The 16,384-nt window shown below is 61.3% G+C and carries 12 protein-coding genes; 8 read left to right on the top strand and 4 right to left on the bottom strand.

Annotated elements, in window-relative coordinates:
* Positions 1-34: 34 nt before the first annotated feature.
* The 3 genes from OIS53_RS10360 to OIS53_RS10350 form a co-directional block, all read right to left on the bottom strand.
* On the bottom strand, positions 35-3,529 hold the full coding sequence (locus tag OIS53_RS10360) for a reprolysin-like metallopeptidase (protein ID WP_264678497.1): 3,495 nt from the start codon (positions 3,527-3,529) through the stop codon (positions 35-37).
* 531 nt (positions 3,530-4,060) lie between these two features.
* Entirely contained in the window at positions 4,061-6,007 is a 1,947-nt protein-coding gene (locus OIS53_RS10355; protein ID WP_264678496.1) for a DUF3857 domain-containing protein, read from the bottom strand.
* The gene (locus tag OIS53_RS10350; RefSeq protein ID WP_264678495.1) at positions 6,004-8,058 is read right to left on the bottom strand and encodes a DUF3857 and transglutaminase domain-containing protein; all 2,055 of its coding nucleotides are present in this window, start codon (positions 8,056-8,058) and stop codon (positions 6,004-6,006) included. The genes OIS53_RS10355 and OIS53_RS10350 overlap by 4 nt, the downstream gene beginning before the upstream one ends.
* A 143-nt stretch (positions 8,059-8,201) precedes the next feature.
* Here OIS53_RS10350 and tssD point away from each other — a divergent pair, with 143 nt between their 5' ends.
* The 5 genes from tssD to OIS53_RS10325 all read left to right on the top strand — a co-directional run bounded on the left by tssD (position 8,202) and on the right by OIS53_RS10325 (position 12,073).
* Positions 8,202-9,335 (top strand): type VI secretion system tube protein TssD, encoded by a 1,134-nt coding sequence (tssD, locus tag OIS53_RS10345; RefSeq protein ID WP_264678494.1) that lies wholly within the window; start codon positions 8,202-8,204, stop codon positions 9,333-9,335.
* Between the two features lie 5 nt (positions 9,336-9,340).
* Positions 9,341-9,832: an SMI1/KNR4 family protein gene (locus OIS53_RS10340; RefSeq protein ID WP_264678493.1), complete on the top strand. Its 492-nt coding sequence runs from the start codon at positions 9,341-9,343 to the stop codon at positions 9,830-9,832.
* Positions 9,832-10,578, top strand: a complete 747-nt coding sequence (locus OIS53_RS10335) for a hypothetical protein (protein ID WP_264678492.1) — start codon at positions 9,832-9,834, stop codon at positions 10,576-10,578. Before OIS53_RS10340 ends, OIS53_RS10335 begins: the two co-directional genes overlap by 1 nt.
* Positions 10,579-10,583: 5 nt before the next feature.
* Positions 10,584-11,078, top strand: coding sequence for a hypothetical protein (locus OIS53_RS10330; protein WP_264678491.1), 495 nt, complete (start codon positions 10,584-10,586; stop codon positions 11,076-11,078).
* Positions 11,079-11,581: 503 nt separating this feature from the next.
* Positions 11,582-12,073 (top strand): hypothetical protein, encoded by a 492-nt coding sequence (locus OIS53_RS10325; protein WP_264678490.1) that lies wholly within the window; start codon positions 11,582-11,584, stop codon positions 12,071-12,073.
* A gap of 293 nt (positions 12,074-12,366) precedes the next feature.
* Here the strand turns inward: OIS53_RS10325 and OIS53_RS10320 are convergent, their stop codons facing one another.
* The gene (locus OIS53_RS10320; protein WP_264678489.1) at positions 12,367-13,560 is read right to left on the bottom strand and encodes an MFS transporter; all 1,194 of its coding nucleotides are present in this window, start codon (positions 13,558-13,560) and stop codon (positions 12,367-12,369) included.
* Positions 13,561-13,836: 276 nt separating this feature from the next.
* Here OIS53_RS10320 and OIS53_RS10315 point away from each other — a divergent pair, with 276 nt between their 5' ends.
* The 3 genes from OIS53_RS10315 (at position 13,837) to OIS53_RS10305 (ending at position 16,351) form a co-directional block, all read left to right on the top strand.
* The gene (locus OIS53_RS10315) at positions 13,837-15,591 is read left to right on the top strand and encodes a catalase (RefSeq protein WP_264678488.1); all 1,755 of its coding nucleotides are present in this window, start codon (positions 13,837-13,839) and stop codon (positions 15,589-15,591) included.
* A gap of 202 nt (positions 15,592-15,793) precedes the next feature.
* The gene (locus OIS53_RS10310; protein WP_264678487.1) at positions 15,794-16,030 is read left to right on the top strand and encodes an oxidoreductase; all 237 of its coding nucleotides are present in this window, start codon (positions 15,794-15,796) and stop codon (positions 16,028-16,030) included.
* 60 nt (positions 16,031-16,090) lie between these two features.
* A complete protein-coding gene (locus OIS53_RS10305; RefSeq protein ID WP_264678486.1) occupies positions 16,091-16,351 on the top strand; it encodes a hypothetical protein in 261 nt (86 codons plus the stop codon).
* Positions 16,352-16,384 lie beyond the last annotated feature (33 nt).

Here is a 16,384-nt window from a genome sequence, read left to right as displayed (position 1 = left end):
AGCTCAGCATGACATGCTACTTGTTACCTGTCACTTATTCCTTCACCACCCGCACCACTTCCGACTCGCCCGCGGCAGTGAGGTGCAGGAGGTAGAGGCCGGCGCCGAGGCGGCGCAGGTCCAGCGGTAGCTGCGCCGTAACTGTGGTTTTGGTCAGGGTTTGGGTGCTGATGATGCGGCCCACGGCGTCGAGCACGCGCAGGGTGACGGTGCCCTCCCGGTCGTTGTCCAGCTTCAGCTCAAACAAGCCCGTGCCCGGATTGGGCCACACGCTGAGGCCGGCCAGCACACTGGACGCCTGGGGCGGAACGTTCGTCAGGGTCAGGCATCCCTCGTTGGAGTAAGCCGATACGCCGTTGGCACCCACGGCCCGCACCCGGTAGCAGTACGTGCCATTGGCCCGCAGCGCGTCTTCGTAGGAAGTAACGTTCGGGCCCGCCGTGGCCAGGCGCACAAACCCGTCGGGGCCAGTGGCCGACCGTTCGATTTCAAAACCGGTTTCGTTGGGGGAGTTGTCGGTCCAGGTGAGGTTGGCAACGGGGCTGGCATCGGGGCCGGTTTGCACGACGGTGAGGTCGGAGGGCGGGGCGGGCGGCTCCAGCATCGTGCACAGCTCCAGGCTCCAGCCCGTGAGCGTGCCACCGTTGCCCGCGGCGTTGTCGGCAATGGTCAGGGTCCAGGTGCCCTGGGCGGGGCTGTTGAGCAAGTCGAGCAAGGACGCAGCGGGACGCACGGTGGCGCCGGCCGCAGGCGGGCAGGGCAGGGGTCCAGCGGCCGTTTCGTCGAAGGTCAACGACAAGGTCCCCGACCCCGCGCACTGGCGCGGCAGCAGCACGGCCCGTCGCCCGGCCGGATTGGTCAGCGTAATTTCCAGCTCCCCGGCATTGGCGTGGGTCAGGGCCAGGTCGCGCACCCGCAGGCTGGTCACGCGGTCCGAGCTGGTCACGGTAACCGTGGAGCTGACGACAAACGGGCTGGCGCTGGGCAAAGCCACCGGCACCGAAGCGGCCAGGTAGGTTTGGCAGTTGACAATGCCCGTGCGGAAAGCCAACGGGGCCGAGTACGGGCCCGGCCCGCAAGTGCTCAGGGCCCGCACCCGCAGGAAATAGCCGGTGGCCGGGCGCAGCACGCCCGCGCCCGGCACCAAAGCCGTGCCCGCCACGCTAGGCTGGTTGAGTACGAGGGTGGTGAAGGCGGCATCGGTGGCTATCTGCACCTCGTAGGCGCTGGCATTGGCAACGGCGCCCCACGTAATGCGCGGCCGTAGCAGAGTAGCCGTGCTGCCCGCCGCCGGAAATGTAACGGCGGGAGCCTGCCGGGCCGCGGGCAGCACGGTCAGGGGCACTTCCACGGTGCGGGTCTGGCCGCCGCTGCTGCCCTTCACCGCCACCTGGTACGTCCCCGACGGCGTGTTGGCGCCCGCCGTGAAGGTGACGGTGGCTTCGGCCCCGGCCGCCACAGTGGCGGAGTTAAACGTGGCCGTCAGGCCGGTGGGCAGGTTGTCGGCGCTCAGCGTGAGCTGCCCCGTGAAGCCCTGCAAGGCGCCCGTTCCCACGGTCGTGCTGGCGGTGTTGCCGGGGCACAGCTGCAAAGCCGCCGCCCCGCAAGCCGGTCCGCGCAGGAAAAACGCCGGGCCGCTCAGAGGCTGAATGGTAAAGTTTTGGTTGGAAACGTCGAAGAAGATGCCGCCCGTGGCCTGCACCCGAATGCGGGCCTGGGCGGTGGCCGCCACGCTGGCAGGCAGCGTAAGGGTTTCGCAGCCGTCGTTGGGGGTGGCCGCGGCCAGGGTGATGGGGTAGGTGAGGCCGCCGTCCGTCGAGAGCAGAATGTCAACCTGCGCGGCTCCCACGGCAGCCTGGGCCGTGCCGGCTACGTCCCAAAGCACTTGCTGAGGTGCCCCAGCCTGCCAGGTGGCGGCGGCCGTGTTGGGCGCCTGCACCACAAACGGCCCCGCCGTGGGCACTACCACCACGTGCATAGAGTCATAGGCTACGCCCCCGCCGCCGGCGCGGTTGTCGCGGGCCACCAGCCGGAACACCAGGCGCCGCCCCGTGGTGGGCAGCACCTCGCCCACCGACGGCGCCCCGGTCAGCAGGTTAGCCAGGCGCGGAAACGTGCGGCTGGCCGAAGCGGTGGGTGGCAGGGCCCGGAACAGGGGCGCGTCGCCGGTGGGGGCGGTAACACTGCCGGCCGGGCCCAGGTTGTACTGCTCCCAGGCAAAGGTCAGCCCGTCGCCGTCGGGGTCGGTGGCGGAGCCGGTCAGCACAAAGGGCGTGCCCACCGGAATGCGGAAGTTGCGGCCGGCATTTACGGCCGGGGCACGGTTGCCGGTGGGGGTGCTGATGCCGCAGCTGCCGGCCCCAGCCAGGTGGTCCAGAATCTGGTCGTAGCTGCGGGAATGGAAGTAGGGGTCGGAGTTGGGCTGGAGGTTGTCGGTGCCGCAGATGCCGGCGTAGGCCATGATGGTGGAGCCCGAGCCCGGCTCGTAGGCCGACTCCGGCGTGCGGTTGACGCCCGAGCAGGCTTCTTTGTCGCTGTTGAACGTGTGGTCGGCGCCGAACTGGTGGCCGATTTCGTGGGCCACGAAATCCACGTCGAAGGCGTCGGTTTCGGGCGTGGCGAAGCCGGTTACGCCGCGTGCTTTATCACCGGCCTCGCACACCGAAGCCACGCGGGCAATGCCTCCGCCCCCGGTGCTAAACACGTGCCCCACGTCGTAGCTGCCCGCCCCGATGCGCTGGTCCACGGTGGTCTGGTTCTGGTCCAGCATGGCCGAGCCGTTGGTGTTGGTGTAGGGGTCGGTGGTGCCGTTCAAGTAAATCAGCTCATCCGTGTTGGGCACCAGCACCATCCGCACGGCCAGCTCCCGCTCATAAATGCCATTGACGCGGTTGATGGACGTGACCATGGCCGCCAGGGCGCTCTGCTTGGTGCCGCCGTGGTAGGTGGCGTACTCGCCGGTGCAAGCCAGGGCCAGCCGGAAAGTGCGCAGCTGGGCCCCGTTGGGCCGGGCCGCCGTCCGGGAGCGGTCCGCGGCGGCCGCACCAGCCGGCGTGGCGCACCCGAAGGGCCTGGCCGCCATAGCGCGGCGCTCAAATACCCGATGAGTTTCCGGGCTGCCCGCCACCGGGTCGATGTACACGGTTTTGTCGGCGGCCAGAATCTGGGCGTGGAAGCCGGCAGGGGTTATATCGAGGCGGGCCGTGGCCGTGGGGTCGTCGAGGCCCTGGGCGGCGTAGGTCTGGATGGCGGGGTAGCGGGCGGCCAGCTGCGGGTGCATCACCGCCGCCGCCTCCACCCGGAAGCGCTGGGAAGTACCATCGGGCAGGGGCAGCGACACGACCACCAGACTGACTCCGCGCCGGGCCGCATCGGCGGGCGGAGCCGCCTGTAAGGTCTGACGTAGGGCATCCAGTCGGAAATCCACCGCCCGGTAAAACGACAACGGTTGCGCGGCCGGCCGGGCAGCCTGGGGCAGGCGCGGGGCATCGGCCCACAGCACCTGCTGGGCCTGGGTTCGGCCGGCCATCAACAACAACATCCCCGCCAGCGCAAAGCGCCCGGCACATCGAAGCAGGCAAGTAGAAGACGAGAGCATAGAAAAGCAGATATCAGCTAGCCGGAACGCCGGCAAAACCGGCGCGGTGGTTGTTGGTGCCCAAGGTACTGCGACTCGCGCGTACTCAGGTGCTGCCAAGCAGCAAGAGCCCTTCTACAAACGAAAAAGCCCCCACCGCACTACAGCGGCAGAAGCTTTTTTTAAGATTTGTTTTTCTGTTACCAGTACAAGGTTACCGGGTACTGGCGCGAGTTTAGCGCAGCGTAACTCGTGCCAAGAATGACGGGAGGCTGCGCCTCCCCACGTTAGAACGATACTCGCCAGCACGGCCCGGTTTCTGCTTGCCGCTGCGCGGCAGTGGAGGCGCAGCCTCCACCTCATGCTCAGGCACGAGTTACGCTGCGCTAAACTCGCGCCAGTTGCGCCAGTTCCCGTCGTCAGTGCCACTATTCGTCAGCCGCGTAGCCACTCGCTTCGCTCGTGCGCAAGCTGAGCGCTACCTCACGAGTCAGACCGCACCAGCACCAGCTGGGCTTTGTCGGCGGCGCTGATTTTGCGGCGGAACTCCAGGTAGGCCGGGTACTCGGCGCGGGCGAAGCGGGTGCGGGGCAGGGTGAGCTGGCGCACGTACTCCAGGGTGCCATCGGGCAGGGCGCGGAGCTGGCTGCTGTAGGTGCCAAAGGCCGTGCTAAGCTGCACCGGGGCCGGCAGCTGCTCGGGCCGGAAGCCGGCCGGCACGTGCAGGCGCACGGTGTCGGCGTGAGAGTAGGCGTGGTCGAGCCAGATGTCGGCTTGCCGCTCGCCCACGGCCGCCCGTGGGGAGGGCTGGCGGCTGAGCAGGTTGGGCGTCAAGAACATGCGCCGGCCGCTGGGCGGGGCCAGGCCGGGCAGGGCCAGCTCCAGCGTCTCGACCAGGCCCGGCACCGGGGCGGTTTCGGGCAGGGGCCGGAAGCCCACTTTGGTCAGGGTGAAGTTGGGTAAACTCAGCCGGTCGCCGATGTGCTTTTTCTGCTCGGCAGCCGGCAGGCCCGGCAGGCCCGATACGGCGTCGTACTCCAGGCCGGTGCGCAGGGTGCGCAGGGTGGCCGTGGCGTTGCCCTGGGCGTCGAGGCGCACCTCGGCGCGGCGGCTGCGGCGGTTTTCGGCGGCGCCGTAGCGGGGCGTGGCTACCAGCCGGCCGCCTTCGGGCAGCAGCAGCAGAGCGTGGCGGTTGCCCGTGAAGCCGCCCATGTAGCCGAAGGGGTTGGTTTGGCTGGTGCACTCCAGCCACACGGTATCGGGGCGGGGGCTCTGGGTGAGGGGCACGCACAGCACCACGTGGTTGAACTGGGAGCTGGGAAAATCGGTGCGGATGTCGTGCTCGTCGCGGCCGGCGCGCACCAGGGCCGCGTGGGCCCGGATGCCGGCCGCGCCCAGCAGGGCCTGGCAGTAGTTGGTTAGGGCCTTACAGTCGCCGTAGCCGTTGCTGGCCACTGAGGCGGCCGGAAACGTCTGCCACCCGCCCAAGCCCAGTTGAATGGACACGTAGCGCGTGGTGGCCTGCAAGTACTCGTACACCTTCTGAATGCGGGCCCGCTCGTCTTTCTCGCCCTGCACCAGGGCCTTCATGCCCAGCTGTAAGGCGGGCGGCAACTCACTGCGGCCGGCGTTCAGCTCGTAGGTCCAGCGGCTCAGCTCGGCCCAGGACGTGAGCCGGCCGGCGTGGCCTTCCACCTCAAACTCGGTAGGCGCGGTGCGCACGGTGGGCGTCAGCTCGGCCACGGGTGGGGCGTCGGGCTCTTCCTCCAGGGCCGGCAGGTTTTTCACTTCCCAAGCGTACACCTCCTGGCCCGACTGCTGGCTGCGCTGCACGGCGCTGCCCGCCGGCAGGCGCCGCTCCTGGTAGCGCAGGGCCAGCCCGGCCGGCATCAGCACCCGAAACGAAGCCTGCTCCACGCTTAGTTGCTCGGTGGGCTGGGGCCGCCAGGTGGAGTAGAACAACGGGTTGGCCGATACCACTTCATACTCAAACTCCACGGTGTAGGGGTAGGTGGGCTGGCGCAGGTCGGCGGCCCGGCCGCGGGCGTCGGTGGCCAGGCTGAAGCCGTCGGACAGGCTGATGTCCTGCACGTCCTGGGTTTTGAGCTGACGCACCACCTTGCCCTGGGCGTCGTACACGGCCCCGCGCAGGTAGCTGATGGTGTTGAGCTGGCTGTAGTATACCAGCTCGGTGGCCCAGTGCGCCCCGGCCTCGTCGAGCACCGTCACGGCCCGGCGCACGGTTTCCTGGGTGCGCCCCACCGACTTCACCACCAGGGTTTCGTCGTGGCGGCGCACCACGGCGTGGGCGTTTTCGAGCAGGGCGGCGGGCACCTCGGCCACGGGGTACTTGGGCGCGGGGCCAGGGGCCGCCAGTGCCGCGGGCCCCGCCAGCAGCAGGGTGCCTAGTAGCGCAAAGCCGCTTTTCATGATTTCTTCTTGATTACCAGCTGCTCGCCCTGCTTGGCCATGAGGCGGGCGAAAAACTCGCGCAGGTTGGCGTACTCCTCGGCCGAATAGAAGGGCCGGGCCAGACTCATGCGGCTTACAATCTGCACGGTGCCGTTGCCGGGCTGCACGGCGTAGGTGAAGCGGCCCCCGCCCTCCGGCAATTCTACCACCAGGCCTTTGGGCTGCTCCTCCAGCGCGTAGCCGGCGGGCAGGCTCACGGTTATCATGATGGTTTCGTCGAGCGGGGCGCCCAGGTCCACCGGAAAGCGCCGGTCTTCGTGCAGGAAGGGGTTTTTCTCGGTGCCGAAGTCGCGCAGCGGGTTCAGGTAGAGGGTACCGGCGGGGGCGTCGGCGCCGCTGCTCGTAAACTCGTAGTCGAGGGCCAGCGGGCGGTGCAGGGCTTCCCGCTCCTTGAAGGCGAAGGTGGGAATGGTCCAGCCGTCGTGGCCGGCGGTCAGCTCCTCCACGTACTTTTTCTCACCCACTTTCTGCAGCTTTTCGCGCTGAGCCAGGGCCAGGTAGCCGCCGTGCTCCTGGTGCACCTTGCCGCGCAGGGCGCCCTTTTCGTCCAGGGTCAGCTGCACGGCGCGGTAGGTGAGCAGGCGGTCAGCCGGCTTCAAATCCAGCCACCGCGAGCCGCCTTCCTTGGCCGACAAAATCAGGCGGCCCTGGCCGTTGAGGCAGTTGTAAGGCAGCATGCCGCAGGGCGCCAGGGGCTCGGTGGCATCTACCAGCATTTCCTTGCCTTCGGGCAAAGCCACGTGGGCCACCACGTAGTTGAAGCGGCTGAGCAGGGGCACCAGGTTGGTGCTGAGGCGGCCGTGGCTGCGGGTACTCAAGGCCACCGGGTTGGCTGGCACGCCAGCCTCGCGCAGGGCCGCAATCAGCAGCAGGTTCACATCGGCGGCCGTGCCCGACTTCTGGTCGTAGGCGCGGCGCAGCGGGCCGCTGGCGTAGAGGGCCGAGCGGCCGTTGTGCTTTACAGAGCGGCACACCAAGGCGTGCACGGCGGCCACGCGGGCGGCCGGGTCCTTGTGCTGGGCCACCAAGGGCGTCAGCTGGTCTTTCAGAAAGCTGGCCCGGCTGAGCTGCACGCCAAAGGACTCGTCGCGCAGCAATTCCTCGTCTATTTTCTCCCAGGTGTTGGCCACGGGCTTGTAGGGCTGGTCGGGCCACTTCACCCCGGCCAGCTCGAAGTCGAGGCGGGCCACGTAGTCATTAGTCGTGGTCATGTAGGGCTCCTCGCGCAGAGCGGGCACGTTCTTCATGGCCCAGCGGTAGTTGGTGACGCGGGGCGTAATGGTTTCGGAGCCGCCCGACTCGCGCCCCCCACCCACGCCCGGTGTCAGCGTCGACGACCAGCGGATGGTGTACTGCGTCACGCCTTCTTCGCGCTGCTGCTCGGCCAGGGGCTCGTAGCCTTGCAGCACCATCTTGTAGTCGAAATACTCCGGAATGGCCGCCCGGTACTCGCTCCAGCGCACGGGAATGTCGCGCTGAAAGGTCCAGTCCTGGAAGTTGAAGGTGAACTCCGAAGCCACGGTGTAGGCAAACTCCACCACCGAGCCCACCCGCACGTTGGGCAGCGTAAACTTGCGGATGGTGATGTTGGGCGTGGCCTCTTCCCGGAAGGTAGATTCCGAGTTCAGCTTTTCCTTGACCACCTGTCCGTTCACCAGGTTGTAGGTGAAGCCGCGCAAGCTCACCAGCTTTTCTTCGGAGGTGTTTTTGTGGTAAAGCGGCACCTGCACAGTGCCGTACTCGTAGCCCGACTTCTTGAGAATCTTGATGCGGGCCACCCGCTCAAAAATCACCCGGAACTGCCCGTCGTTGTAGTCGAAGCGGGAGCGGCCGAAGTCGCAGAGCACCACGGCCGGCGCCGCTGAGTCGGTCGCGAAGCCCGCCGGGGTCAGGTCCCGCTCGTCAATCTTACCAAACTTGATAGGGTCGGCCTGGGCCAGGGCGGAGGTGGCAGTCAGGCTGCTCAGGGCTCCGGCCAGCACCAAGCGGTGGAGTAGAGGTGAAGTCATAAGAAGATATGAAGGTTTGGATATGGCAAGTAGGCGGAAAAGCGCGACAGTTAAAAACGGCTGTGCTTTATAGGGGAAGATTTCTATCTTGAACCGCTCTACTACCGCTACCTATTCCGTCCTTCCATCTTCATTAGCTTCTTATGGCTTCTTTTTCCGCTTTTCTGCACGTAGACGGGCGCGTGTACGTGGTGGTCTGGTGTCAGTATCGGTTTCATCAGCGCCTGGGTTATCGGGGCCGCCCGGTGGCCAAAGTCACGAAAGGCCCTATCCTGGTAGAGGTGCTCGTCACCGATGCTGACTTCTCCGAGCTGCGCGACTGGGCCGCTTCTTCCACCAAAACGTTTTCTGGCCACCTAGTCTTTCAGCGCCCGGATGCCCAGGCCACGGCCTGGCACGTGTGGTTTACCCGCGCCTTCTGCACCAACCATGTCGAGCACTTCGACAGCCGCGGCACCTCCGACGAGGCCGCCCTGCGCCTGTTTTTGTGCATCTGGCCCGAAGACATGGGCCGGGAAAGCGGCCTGGGCGAAGAGTGGACCCCGCCAGCAGCGCGGGAGTATGCCTATACGGGCCGGCCTACGGCGGTTGCCGCACCGGCCGCGCCGCTTGTCAATCCTGACATTCCGCCGCACTTGCCCGCGCCCGTTCCCAATCCTTCACCCGACCATAAGCAGGTGCATTTATCGGCCCAGGAGTGGCAGGACGTAATTAAGGGACGGTGGGACCGGTCAAAAAGTGCGAAGAACAAAAAGTTTAAATTCTTGCAGGAACACCATATGACTGAATTTCATGTGGAGGGTGACCCATTCACCTACCGCACGGATGGGGAAGGCAAAGTCGTTGCGGTGTATGATGCGCGAGAACAGAAAAGCTACAATGTCACCGGTACGCGCAAAGGACTGACACGCATTCCGCTCACTTTAAATGGGGAGCCAACTTTCGTGGGAACACCTTGTATGTACCCAGTTACAGGTAATCAAAAGAATGTAGTGGTTATTCAGATGCAGGGCAGCCGAGAGGCAGATTTTTTACGAGCCAATCAAGAAGCAGGCTTACTCGATATAGTGAAAACTCAAGGACTGAAAAATAACCAAGCTCCAGATGGCTACACATGGCATCATCGTGCCGATTATCACCCATCTCCACCTCCACACCCGCCTTATGGTACTTGCACAATGGAATTAGTTGACGAAGATGCCCACGCTGATACCTTTGTACATTTTGGTTCCTGTGACCAAGTCAACAAACACGTCGGTCAACCTATTTACACCTAACTTCTATGAATGAGATACAGTTTGTTCGAAGCGCAGAGCCAGCCACACTGGTAATTCTTCAGGCCATTGAAGAACAATATGGATTTATCTTACCCGACGATTACAAAGCGCACATCTTGCATCATAACGGCGGCTTTCCTAACCGAAATATATTCCTTGGAGAAGACGGCAGGCGATACATAGTAAATAAATTCAAGCCTGTGGGTGGCGGAAAAGGTTCGTTTGAACGAGGCTTAGAATCCTTATCCGACCAACTGCACCCAGACTTAGTACCCTTTGCTAACGATCCAGGCGGTGACCAATTTTGCCTGTCGTTAGGCCCAGAAGATTACGGCAACGTGTATTACATCAGCCATGAATCCTATGTCCCGCCCGCCTTTTTGGAAGATGAAGAACTAGAAGCCCAGCCCCGCGACTACGGCCAAGGCGTCTATCTTCTGGCCCCATCATTCACCGCTTTCCTAGAAGGGCTAGTTGAGGCTCCCAAGGAAGCATAATGACAAACGCCTTGGCTCCGGTCAAGGCGTTTTCGTTGTGCCTGGTCTTCCAGCATCTCGATGCGCCGGGTATCGGCTGGCACGTGTGGTTCACCCGCGCCTTCTGCACCAACCATGTCGAGCACTTCGACAGCCGCGGCACCTCCGACGAGGCCGCCCTGCGCCTGTTTTTGTGCATCTGGCCCGAAGACATGGGCCGGGAAAGCGGCACGGGGGAGACATGGGTACCGCCCCTGCCTAGGGAGTATGCCTATAGCGGAGTGCCGGCTTTGCAGCAGCCAACTCGAAAGAGCGTCAGCAAAGAGGAAGGTTTCGGACCTGGCTCAGATGCGCACAAAGCCGCTAGACGTGAACAATATTTAGCTGAGAAAAAGGAGCAGGGTAAAGAACCTATGCCTTACGAAAAATGGGAAAAGAGCTATTATACTGTCATCAACAATAACAAACGTGGTTATAGCAAAGAGCATAAATATCAAGAAGCGTTTGGGGGCGTAAGTAAGATGCTTAAAACAGCATACACACAACGTCAAATTGATATTTATATAAGTGACCAAAAATACTGCGGACAGTTGAAAACTGGCAAGTTATATTTGGGAAAACAAGAGAAAATAGATTTGCGAAAAGATAGATGGTTGATTAAAGAGCGGTATGAAGTAGAGTATATTTTAGAACAAGGAGGCAGTAAGCCACTATTGGAAGCTTTGAAACGAATCGGCGCTAAAATTACTATTGGCCCTAAAATCTAACTGAAATGAACTTTGAGCCTAACTTTGACTTGGAAGATGAAGACGAAGACCTTTTTTATTGGTCGAATATTGGTCTGGATTTATTTATCCATGCTGCCAACGAGAAAGGTTATACTGGCTTGAGTGAGAAATATAATTGGGAATCGCTAAATGATTTAGAAAGATATGTACTAAATGAGAATATAATTCATACAAGCAGCGGAGATGAAGATGCCATATGGCAATTTACCGCCTGCTATATTTATCTTGGTAAAGTAATTAATCGTAAGTATAAAACAAATTGGATTGTAGTAGAAGATGGAACTGCTCACTCAGGTATGTTCGCAATAGATAAACTATTGGAGAAAAAACCAGAGTTATATATAGTACCGCGTGACGTAATTGTAAGCCTGATATTACGTCGAATTCCTGAAGGTTTGAAAACCTACATAGAGAATTGGGTTAAGGACGAGGAAGAGGATTTTAGCTGGTTAGATGAAATGACAGATGATGAGACTTAATGTGCCTATGGGGTGTTCACTTTCTAGCTCACTCCCTCACGGCGTTTATGGACGGGTTAGTAGAAGTTATTTGAGAAGAACGGGCTTCTTAACATCTAAAATCTTACTTGTTAAGATTAAGTTGTTACAAAAACTTAGTTTTAAATCATAAATTTTTCAACAACTCAACATTCTCGGAACATGGAAATAGTAGGGATTTTTGTTCACAAAGGTACTAGCAAGAGTTGGTTACACGCACCTGCTACAAGCGAGTTCTTTAATCAAAAAAACTGGATACCCAATCTGGGTGATAGAATTGCACTGCGTAGCTCTGACTATGAATCTCTGAATATTGAACTTAATGATACGGTGGTAACAGTAAAGGAGAAGATTTACAACTACTCTCTTTGTGAAGTTGCTATAGTGTGTGAGTACGAGCCTTTCTAAAGAAAAGAGGGCAGTAAAATCACCAAAGAAATTCCTAGCTTACAGCCGAGTTTCACTTTAACCCTTCTCTCCCTTTTATGTCCACTTCCGACAATCTGCAAATCACCATCTCCGATGCCGACATGCAGAAGATTAATGCCGCTATTGATACGCTCGACCAGCTGCTGAAACCCCTGCTGATTTCACTGACCGGCAAAGACATTCAGCGCCTGCCGAAAGCCAGCGACGGGACTCTGCCGTTTATTGAGCAGGCTTTGGACCTGGCCGAACAGCAGCCCCAGTTTGCCCCCGGCTACGTGGATGTGCCCGGTCTGCGGCAAGACCTAGCGGCCTGGAAGCAACTCCTAAATGTGCAGCGTCGATTGCAGCCTATTACCAGCGACCTAAACAGCACTACGGTAAAGCTAGGCAGCGAAGCATACGTTACCTCGTTGGCGTACTACAACTCCGTACAGCAAGCCGTTAAGCAAGCTGTAAGCGGAGCCCAGCCAGTTGCTGATGTATTGAAAGCCCGGTTTGAGAAAAGCAAAGAGGCAAAGAAGGCCTTGGGTAAAACGTCCGCCATCTAAAAAAGCAAAACCAACTAACTAGCCGTGCAAAAAACGCGGCAGCGGATGAAATTCATTCGCTGCCGCGTTTTTTTATAGGTCGCTCGGTATTCTGAATACCGGAGCTGAATGAAATTCATCCAGTGTCGCATGAATTTCATGCGTCTGTGCATGTCAGAAATCGGTCGGTGCATGAATATCATGCGGCTTCGGATAATACTTATGCGCCGGCCCGCCATTCTGGTGCGGAGCCCGATGATTTTCAATCAGGCGTGGATGATCTTCATCCAAACACGCTTTCAGCCAAGCGGCGGCTACTTCTTTGTCGGCTGCTTGGGCACCACCAGCAGATACCCCAGCGCCGCCAGCACGCACAGGGCGCTGAGGGCGTGCACCAGGGGCAGGCGGGCCGGCTCGTTGGCGTAGAGCCAGCCGGCCAGCAAGGCACCCAGCCCGATACCGGCCTCCAGGGCAATGTACATGGTGGCTACGGCCCGGCCGCGCCGCTCGGGGTGGCTCAGGTCTACGGTCCAGGCGTAGAGGGCTGGCGAGTTGAGGCCCGTAGCCAGCCCAAACAGCACCGCCGACCCCAAAAACAATGGTACCGAGTCGGCCAGGGCCAGCAGGCCCAGCGACACCGCCAGCAGGGCCGCCGACAGGCGCAGCACCGGCACGCGGCCGTAGGTATCGGAGGCGCGGCCGGCCAGCAGGCGCACCACCAGCGAGGCGCCCGTGAAGCAGGTGTAAAACAAGCCCTTGCTGCCGTGGGTGAGGCCCAGCAGGCGGCTCTGGTCGGGGATGACGGTGAGCACCGCCCCGAACGGAAACAAACACAGCAGCGTCACGAGGGCCGGGCGCAGCACCTGGGGCTCCAGCACCTCGGCCCACTCCAGGCGCAGCAGGCTCCACCGAAACGGCTGGCGCTGCTCGCGGGGCAAGGTTTCGGTCATGGTGCCCTGCACCACGAGGCTCAGCAACGCCAGCACCGACGAACAATAAAACAAGGTGTTCAGGGAAAATGACTCGGCTATCCAGGAGCCCAGCATGGGGCCGGCGGCCATGCCCACCGAGCCGGCCACGCCCAGCAGGCCCATGGCCTCCCCGCGCCGGGCCAGCGGAATGATGTCGGCAATGAAGGCGGCCGTGCCGGTGGGCTTGAAGCCGGTGCTGAACCCGTGCAGCAGGCGCAGCCCCAGAAACGCCGCCACGGTAGTAGTCCAGGGGTAAAAGAACCCGCACACAAAGCACACCAACGACCCGAACACCATCACCGGAATACGCCCCACCGTATCGGCCAACTTGCCGCTGAATGGCCGCGAGATGCCCGCGGTAAGCGTAAACAGAGCAATAATGTAGCCCTTGTAGTCGGCCCCGCCCAGGCGCGTGAGGTAGTCGGGCAGCTCGGGCAGCAGCATGTTGAAGCTCATGAAAAACAGGAGCGACGACAGGCACATCAGCCAGAAGCCAAGGGTATACGTACGCGGGGCAGCGGTAGCAATAGGAGGCATTGCCGGCAAAGGTACGGCGCTCCGGGCAGGGCAGAGTAGGTTTCTCGCCGAGGTTCGCGGAGGCTGACGCTGAGGTTCGCAGTGGACGACCTCCGCGAACCTCCGCGCAACCCTCCGCGAACCTCGGCGAGAAACTCACCCCTCACCCCCGCACCAGCCTCAGGACAAAATTTTTTGGGCCTTCAAGGTCAGTCCAGTGGAGAATTATTCTCCGCTAGGGCGAACAATGACTTATGACGCATTGTATACTTGCAGTATCATCTTACCTGATTCATCATGAGCGCCAACCAAAATTCCAACGAAAACCAAGCCCAAAACGGCCACGCCGTTTCCGGCGACGGCACGGGCACGGCCGTAACGGGGGCAGGCACTGCGCACGACCAGCGCACGGCTCAGGGCGAAAACGCCCAGACCCTGACCACCCGCCAGGGCCATCCCGTGTACGACAACCAGAACGTGCGCACCGTGGGCAACCGCGGCCCCGTGACGCTGGAGAACTACCAGTTCCTCGAAAAAATGAGCCACTTCGACCGGGAACGGACTCCGGAGCGGGTGGTACACGCCCGCGGCGCTGGGGCCCACGGCGTGTTCGAGGCCTACGGCAAAGTGGGCGACGAGCCTATCGAGAAGTACACCCGAGCCAAGCTGTTTAACACGGCCGGTAAGCAGACGCCGGTGTTCGTGCGCTTCTCGTCGGTAATCCACGGCGGCCACTCGCCCGAAACCCTGCGCGACCCGCGCGGCTTTGCGGTGAAGTTCTACACCGAAGACGGCAACTGGGACCTGGTGGGCAACAACCTCAAGGTGTTCTTTATCCGCGACGCCCTGAAGTTCCCGGATATGGTGCACTGCCTTAAGCCCGATCCGGTAACCAACCTCCAGGACGGGGGCCGCATCTTTGACTTCATGAGCAACACGCCGGAGTCGGTGCACATGCTCACCTTCCTGTTCTCGCCCTGGGGCATTCCGGCCAACTACCGCCAAATGCAGGGCTCAGGCGTGAACACCTACAAGTGGGTGAATAAAGAGGGTGTGGGCGTGCTAGTGAAATACCACTGGGAGCCCCTGCAAGGCATCAAAAACCTAACCCAGCCCGAAGCCGAAGCCATCCAGGCCAAGAACTTCAACCACGCTACCCAGGACCTGTACGAAGCCATTGAGCGCGGCAACTACCCGAAGTGGGAACTGCGCGTGCAGATTATGGAAGATGGGGAGCACCCCGAGCTGGATTTCGACCCGCTCGACGACACCAAGCTCTGGCCCGAAGACCAATTTCCGCACCTGCCCGTGGGCATGATGACGCTGAACCGCAACCCCGAAAACTACTTTGCCGAGGTAGAGCAAGTAGCCTTCGGTACGGGTGTGCTGGTGGATGGCCTCGATTTCTCGGACGACAAGATGCTGCAAGGCCGCACCTTCTCGTACTCCGACACCCAGCGTTACCGCGTGGGCACCAACTACTTGCAGCTGCCCATCAACGCGCCCAAGAAGCACGTGGCCACCAACCAGCGCGACGGCCAGATGGCCTACCACGTGGACACGGCCCCGAACCAGAACCCCCACGTCAACTACGAGCCCAGCTCCCTGAACGGCCTCACCGAAAGCCCCCGTGCCGGCAAGGAGCACGAGCCCCACTACAACGCCCGCCTCGTGCGCCAGAAGATTGACCGCCACGGCGACGTCGACTTCAAGCAAGCCGGGGAGCGGTGGCGCCTGCACAACGACATCGAGAAGGAAGACCTCATCAACAACCTGACCGATGCTCTGAGCGCCGCCACCGAGGAAGTCCAGAACCGCATGGTAGCCCTGTTCGGCAAGTGCGACGAGGAGTACGGCCGCCGCCTGCGCGAAAGCCTCGACAAAGCCGCCAAGAACCCCAGCGCCGCTTCTCGCCGCTACATGGGCCGCCGCCTGGGCCAGAACGGCCAGAATGGCCAGAACGGCAGCGCCAACGGCCTGCACGGCCAGCCCGGCGCCAACGCCGCCGTGCAGCAAGCCGAGGAAATGGCCCACGACGCCAAGCCGTACTAAGCAGTACCGCTGCGTTTCACCCAGCGCACGAGCAAAGCAGGTATTGGGTGTCAGATTCATATGGCGCCATTCCAGATACTTCTGACTCTGTTCGTGCGCTGAAGCGGAGCAGAAAGAAGATACAGCCAAGTTTCGCCCTTATAAGGCACGCTTTTCTGTATCGAAGATTTACCCAACAGGGAGCCTCACATGGGGCTCCCTGTTGCGTTTTAGGGGCAAGCTGCCCACGGGTACGGCCGTGCATAAGGGCCTCACCTTCCGGATGGGTCAGCTGCCCGCCCGTCGCTACCTTCTGCGCCTGCTGGAACACGTGCAGCGCGGCAACGTAAACTCGGTCTACCTGCTCACCCACCGGATGCCCCTGGAGTACGGCGCCGAGGGCTACCAGATGCTCAAAGACAAAACCGACAACGTGATGCGCGTGGTATTCGAGCCCTAGCCCGGCAAGGACGAAACTTGCCCCCATTACGTAAGAAATACCTTTTACCCTGCCAGTAGTATGCCCCTGCACTCCGAGCTAGAAAAAAAGCTAAGCAAAATCTACGAGCCCAAGTCCAGTATCAACGACGTGTTCAAAGGCTACGACATCACCTTCCTGACCAATGAGCACGGTGAGCCGGTGACACTGTTCTTCGGCAAGCGCCGCCCCGACGGCAAAATCGTGGGGGAGCGGTACACCCGCACCATCAAGCGGGAGCCGGGCACCCTGCACGTCAAGCACAGCCACTGGGACAACCAAGGCAAAATCAAAAATGCGTAGAAACACGGCACCCGAAAGGGTGTGGTAGTGTGT

Source organism: Hymenobacter sp. YIM 151500-1, assembly GCF_025979885.1.
GTDB lineage: Bacteria > Bacteroidota > Bacteroidia > Cytophagales > Hymenobacteraceae > Hymenobacter.
The sequence above is the reverse complement of the archived record's forward strand: the minus strand, read 5'-3'. Positions and strand labels throughout refer to the sequence as shown.

Excerpts from the sequence above, each read along its gene's own strand:
- OIS53_RS10355 (WP_264678496.1), bottom strand. The coding sequence starts at position 6,007 with ATGAAAAGCGGCTTTGCGCTACTAGGCACCCTGCTGCTGGCGGGGCCC.
- OIS53_RS10330 (WP_264678491.1), top strand. The coding sequence starts at position 10,584 with ATGAACTTTGAGCCTAACTTTGACTTGGAAGATGAAGACGAAGACCTT.
- tssD (WP_264678494.1), top strand. The coding sequence starts at position 8,202 with ATGGCTTCTTTTTCCGCTTTTCTGCACGTAGACGGGCGCGTGTACGTG.
- OIS53_RS10315 (WP_264678488.1), top strand. The coding sequence starts at position 13,837 with ATGAGCGCCAACCAAAATTCCAACGAAAACCAAGCCCAAAACGGCCAC.
- OIS53_RS10360 (WP_264678497.1), bottom strand. The coding sequence starts at position 3,529 with ATGGCCGGCCGAACCCAGGCCCAGCAGGTGCTGTGGGCCGATGCCCCG.
- OIS53_RS10305 (WP_264678486.1), top strand. The coding sequence starts at position 16,091 with ATGCCCCTGCACTCCGAGCTAGAAAAAAAGCTAAGCAAAATCTACGAG.
- OIS53_RS10325 (WP_264678490.1), top strand. The coding sequence starts at position 11,582 with ATGTCCACTTCCGACAATCTGCAAATCACCATCTCCGATGCCGACATG.
- OIS53_RS10320 (WP_264678489.1), bottom strand. The coding sequence starts at position 13,560 with ATGCCTCCTATTGCTACCGCTGCCCCGCGTACGTATACCCTTGGCTTC.
- OIS53_RS10340 (WP_264678493.1), top strand. The coding sequence starts at position 9,341 with ATGAATGAGATACAGTTTGTTCGAAGCGCAGAGCCAGCCACACTGGTA.
- OIS53_RS10335 (WP_264678492.1), top strand. The coding sequence starts at position 9,832 with ATGACAAACGCCTTGGCTCCGGTCAAGGCGTTTTCGTTGTGCCTGGTC.
- OIS53_RS10350 (WP_264678495.1), bottom strand. The coding sequence starts at position 8,058 with ATGACTTCACCTCTACTCCACCGCTTGGTGCTGGCCGGAGCCCTGAGC.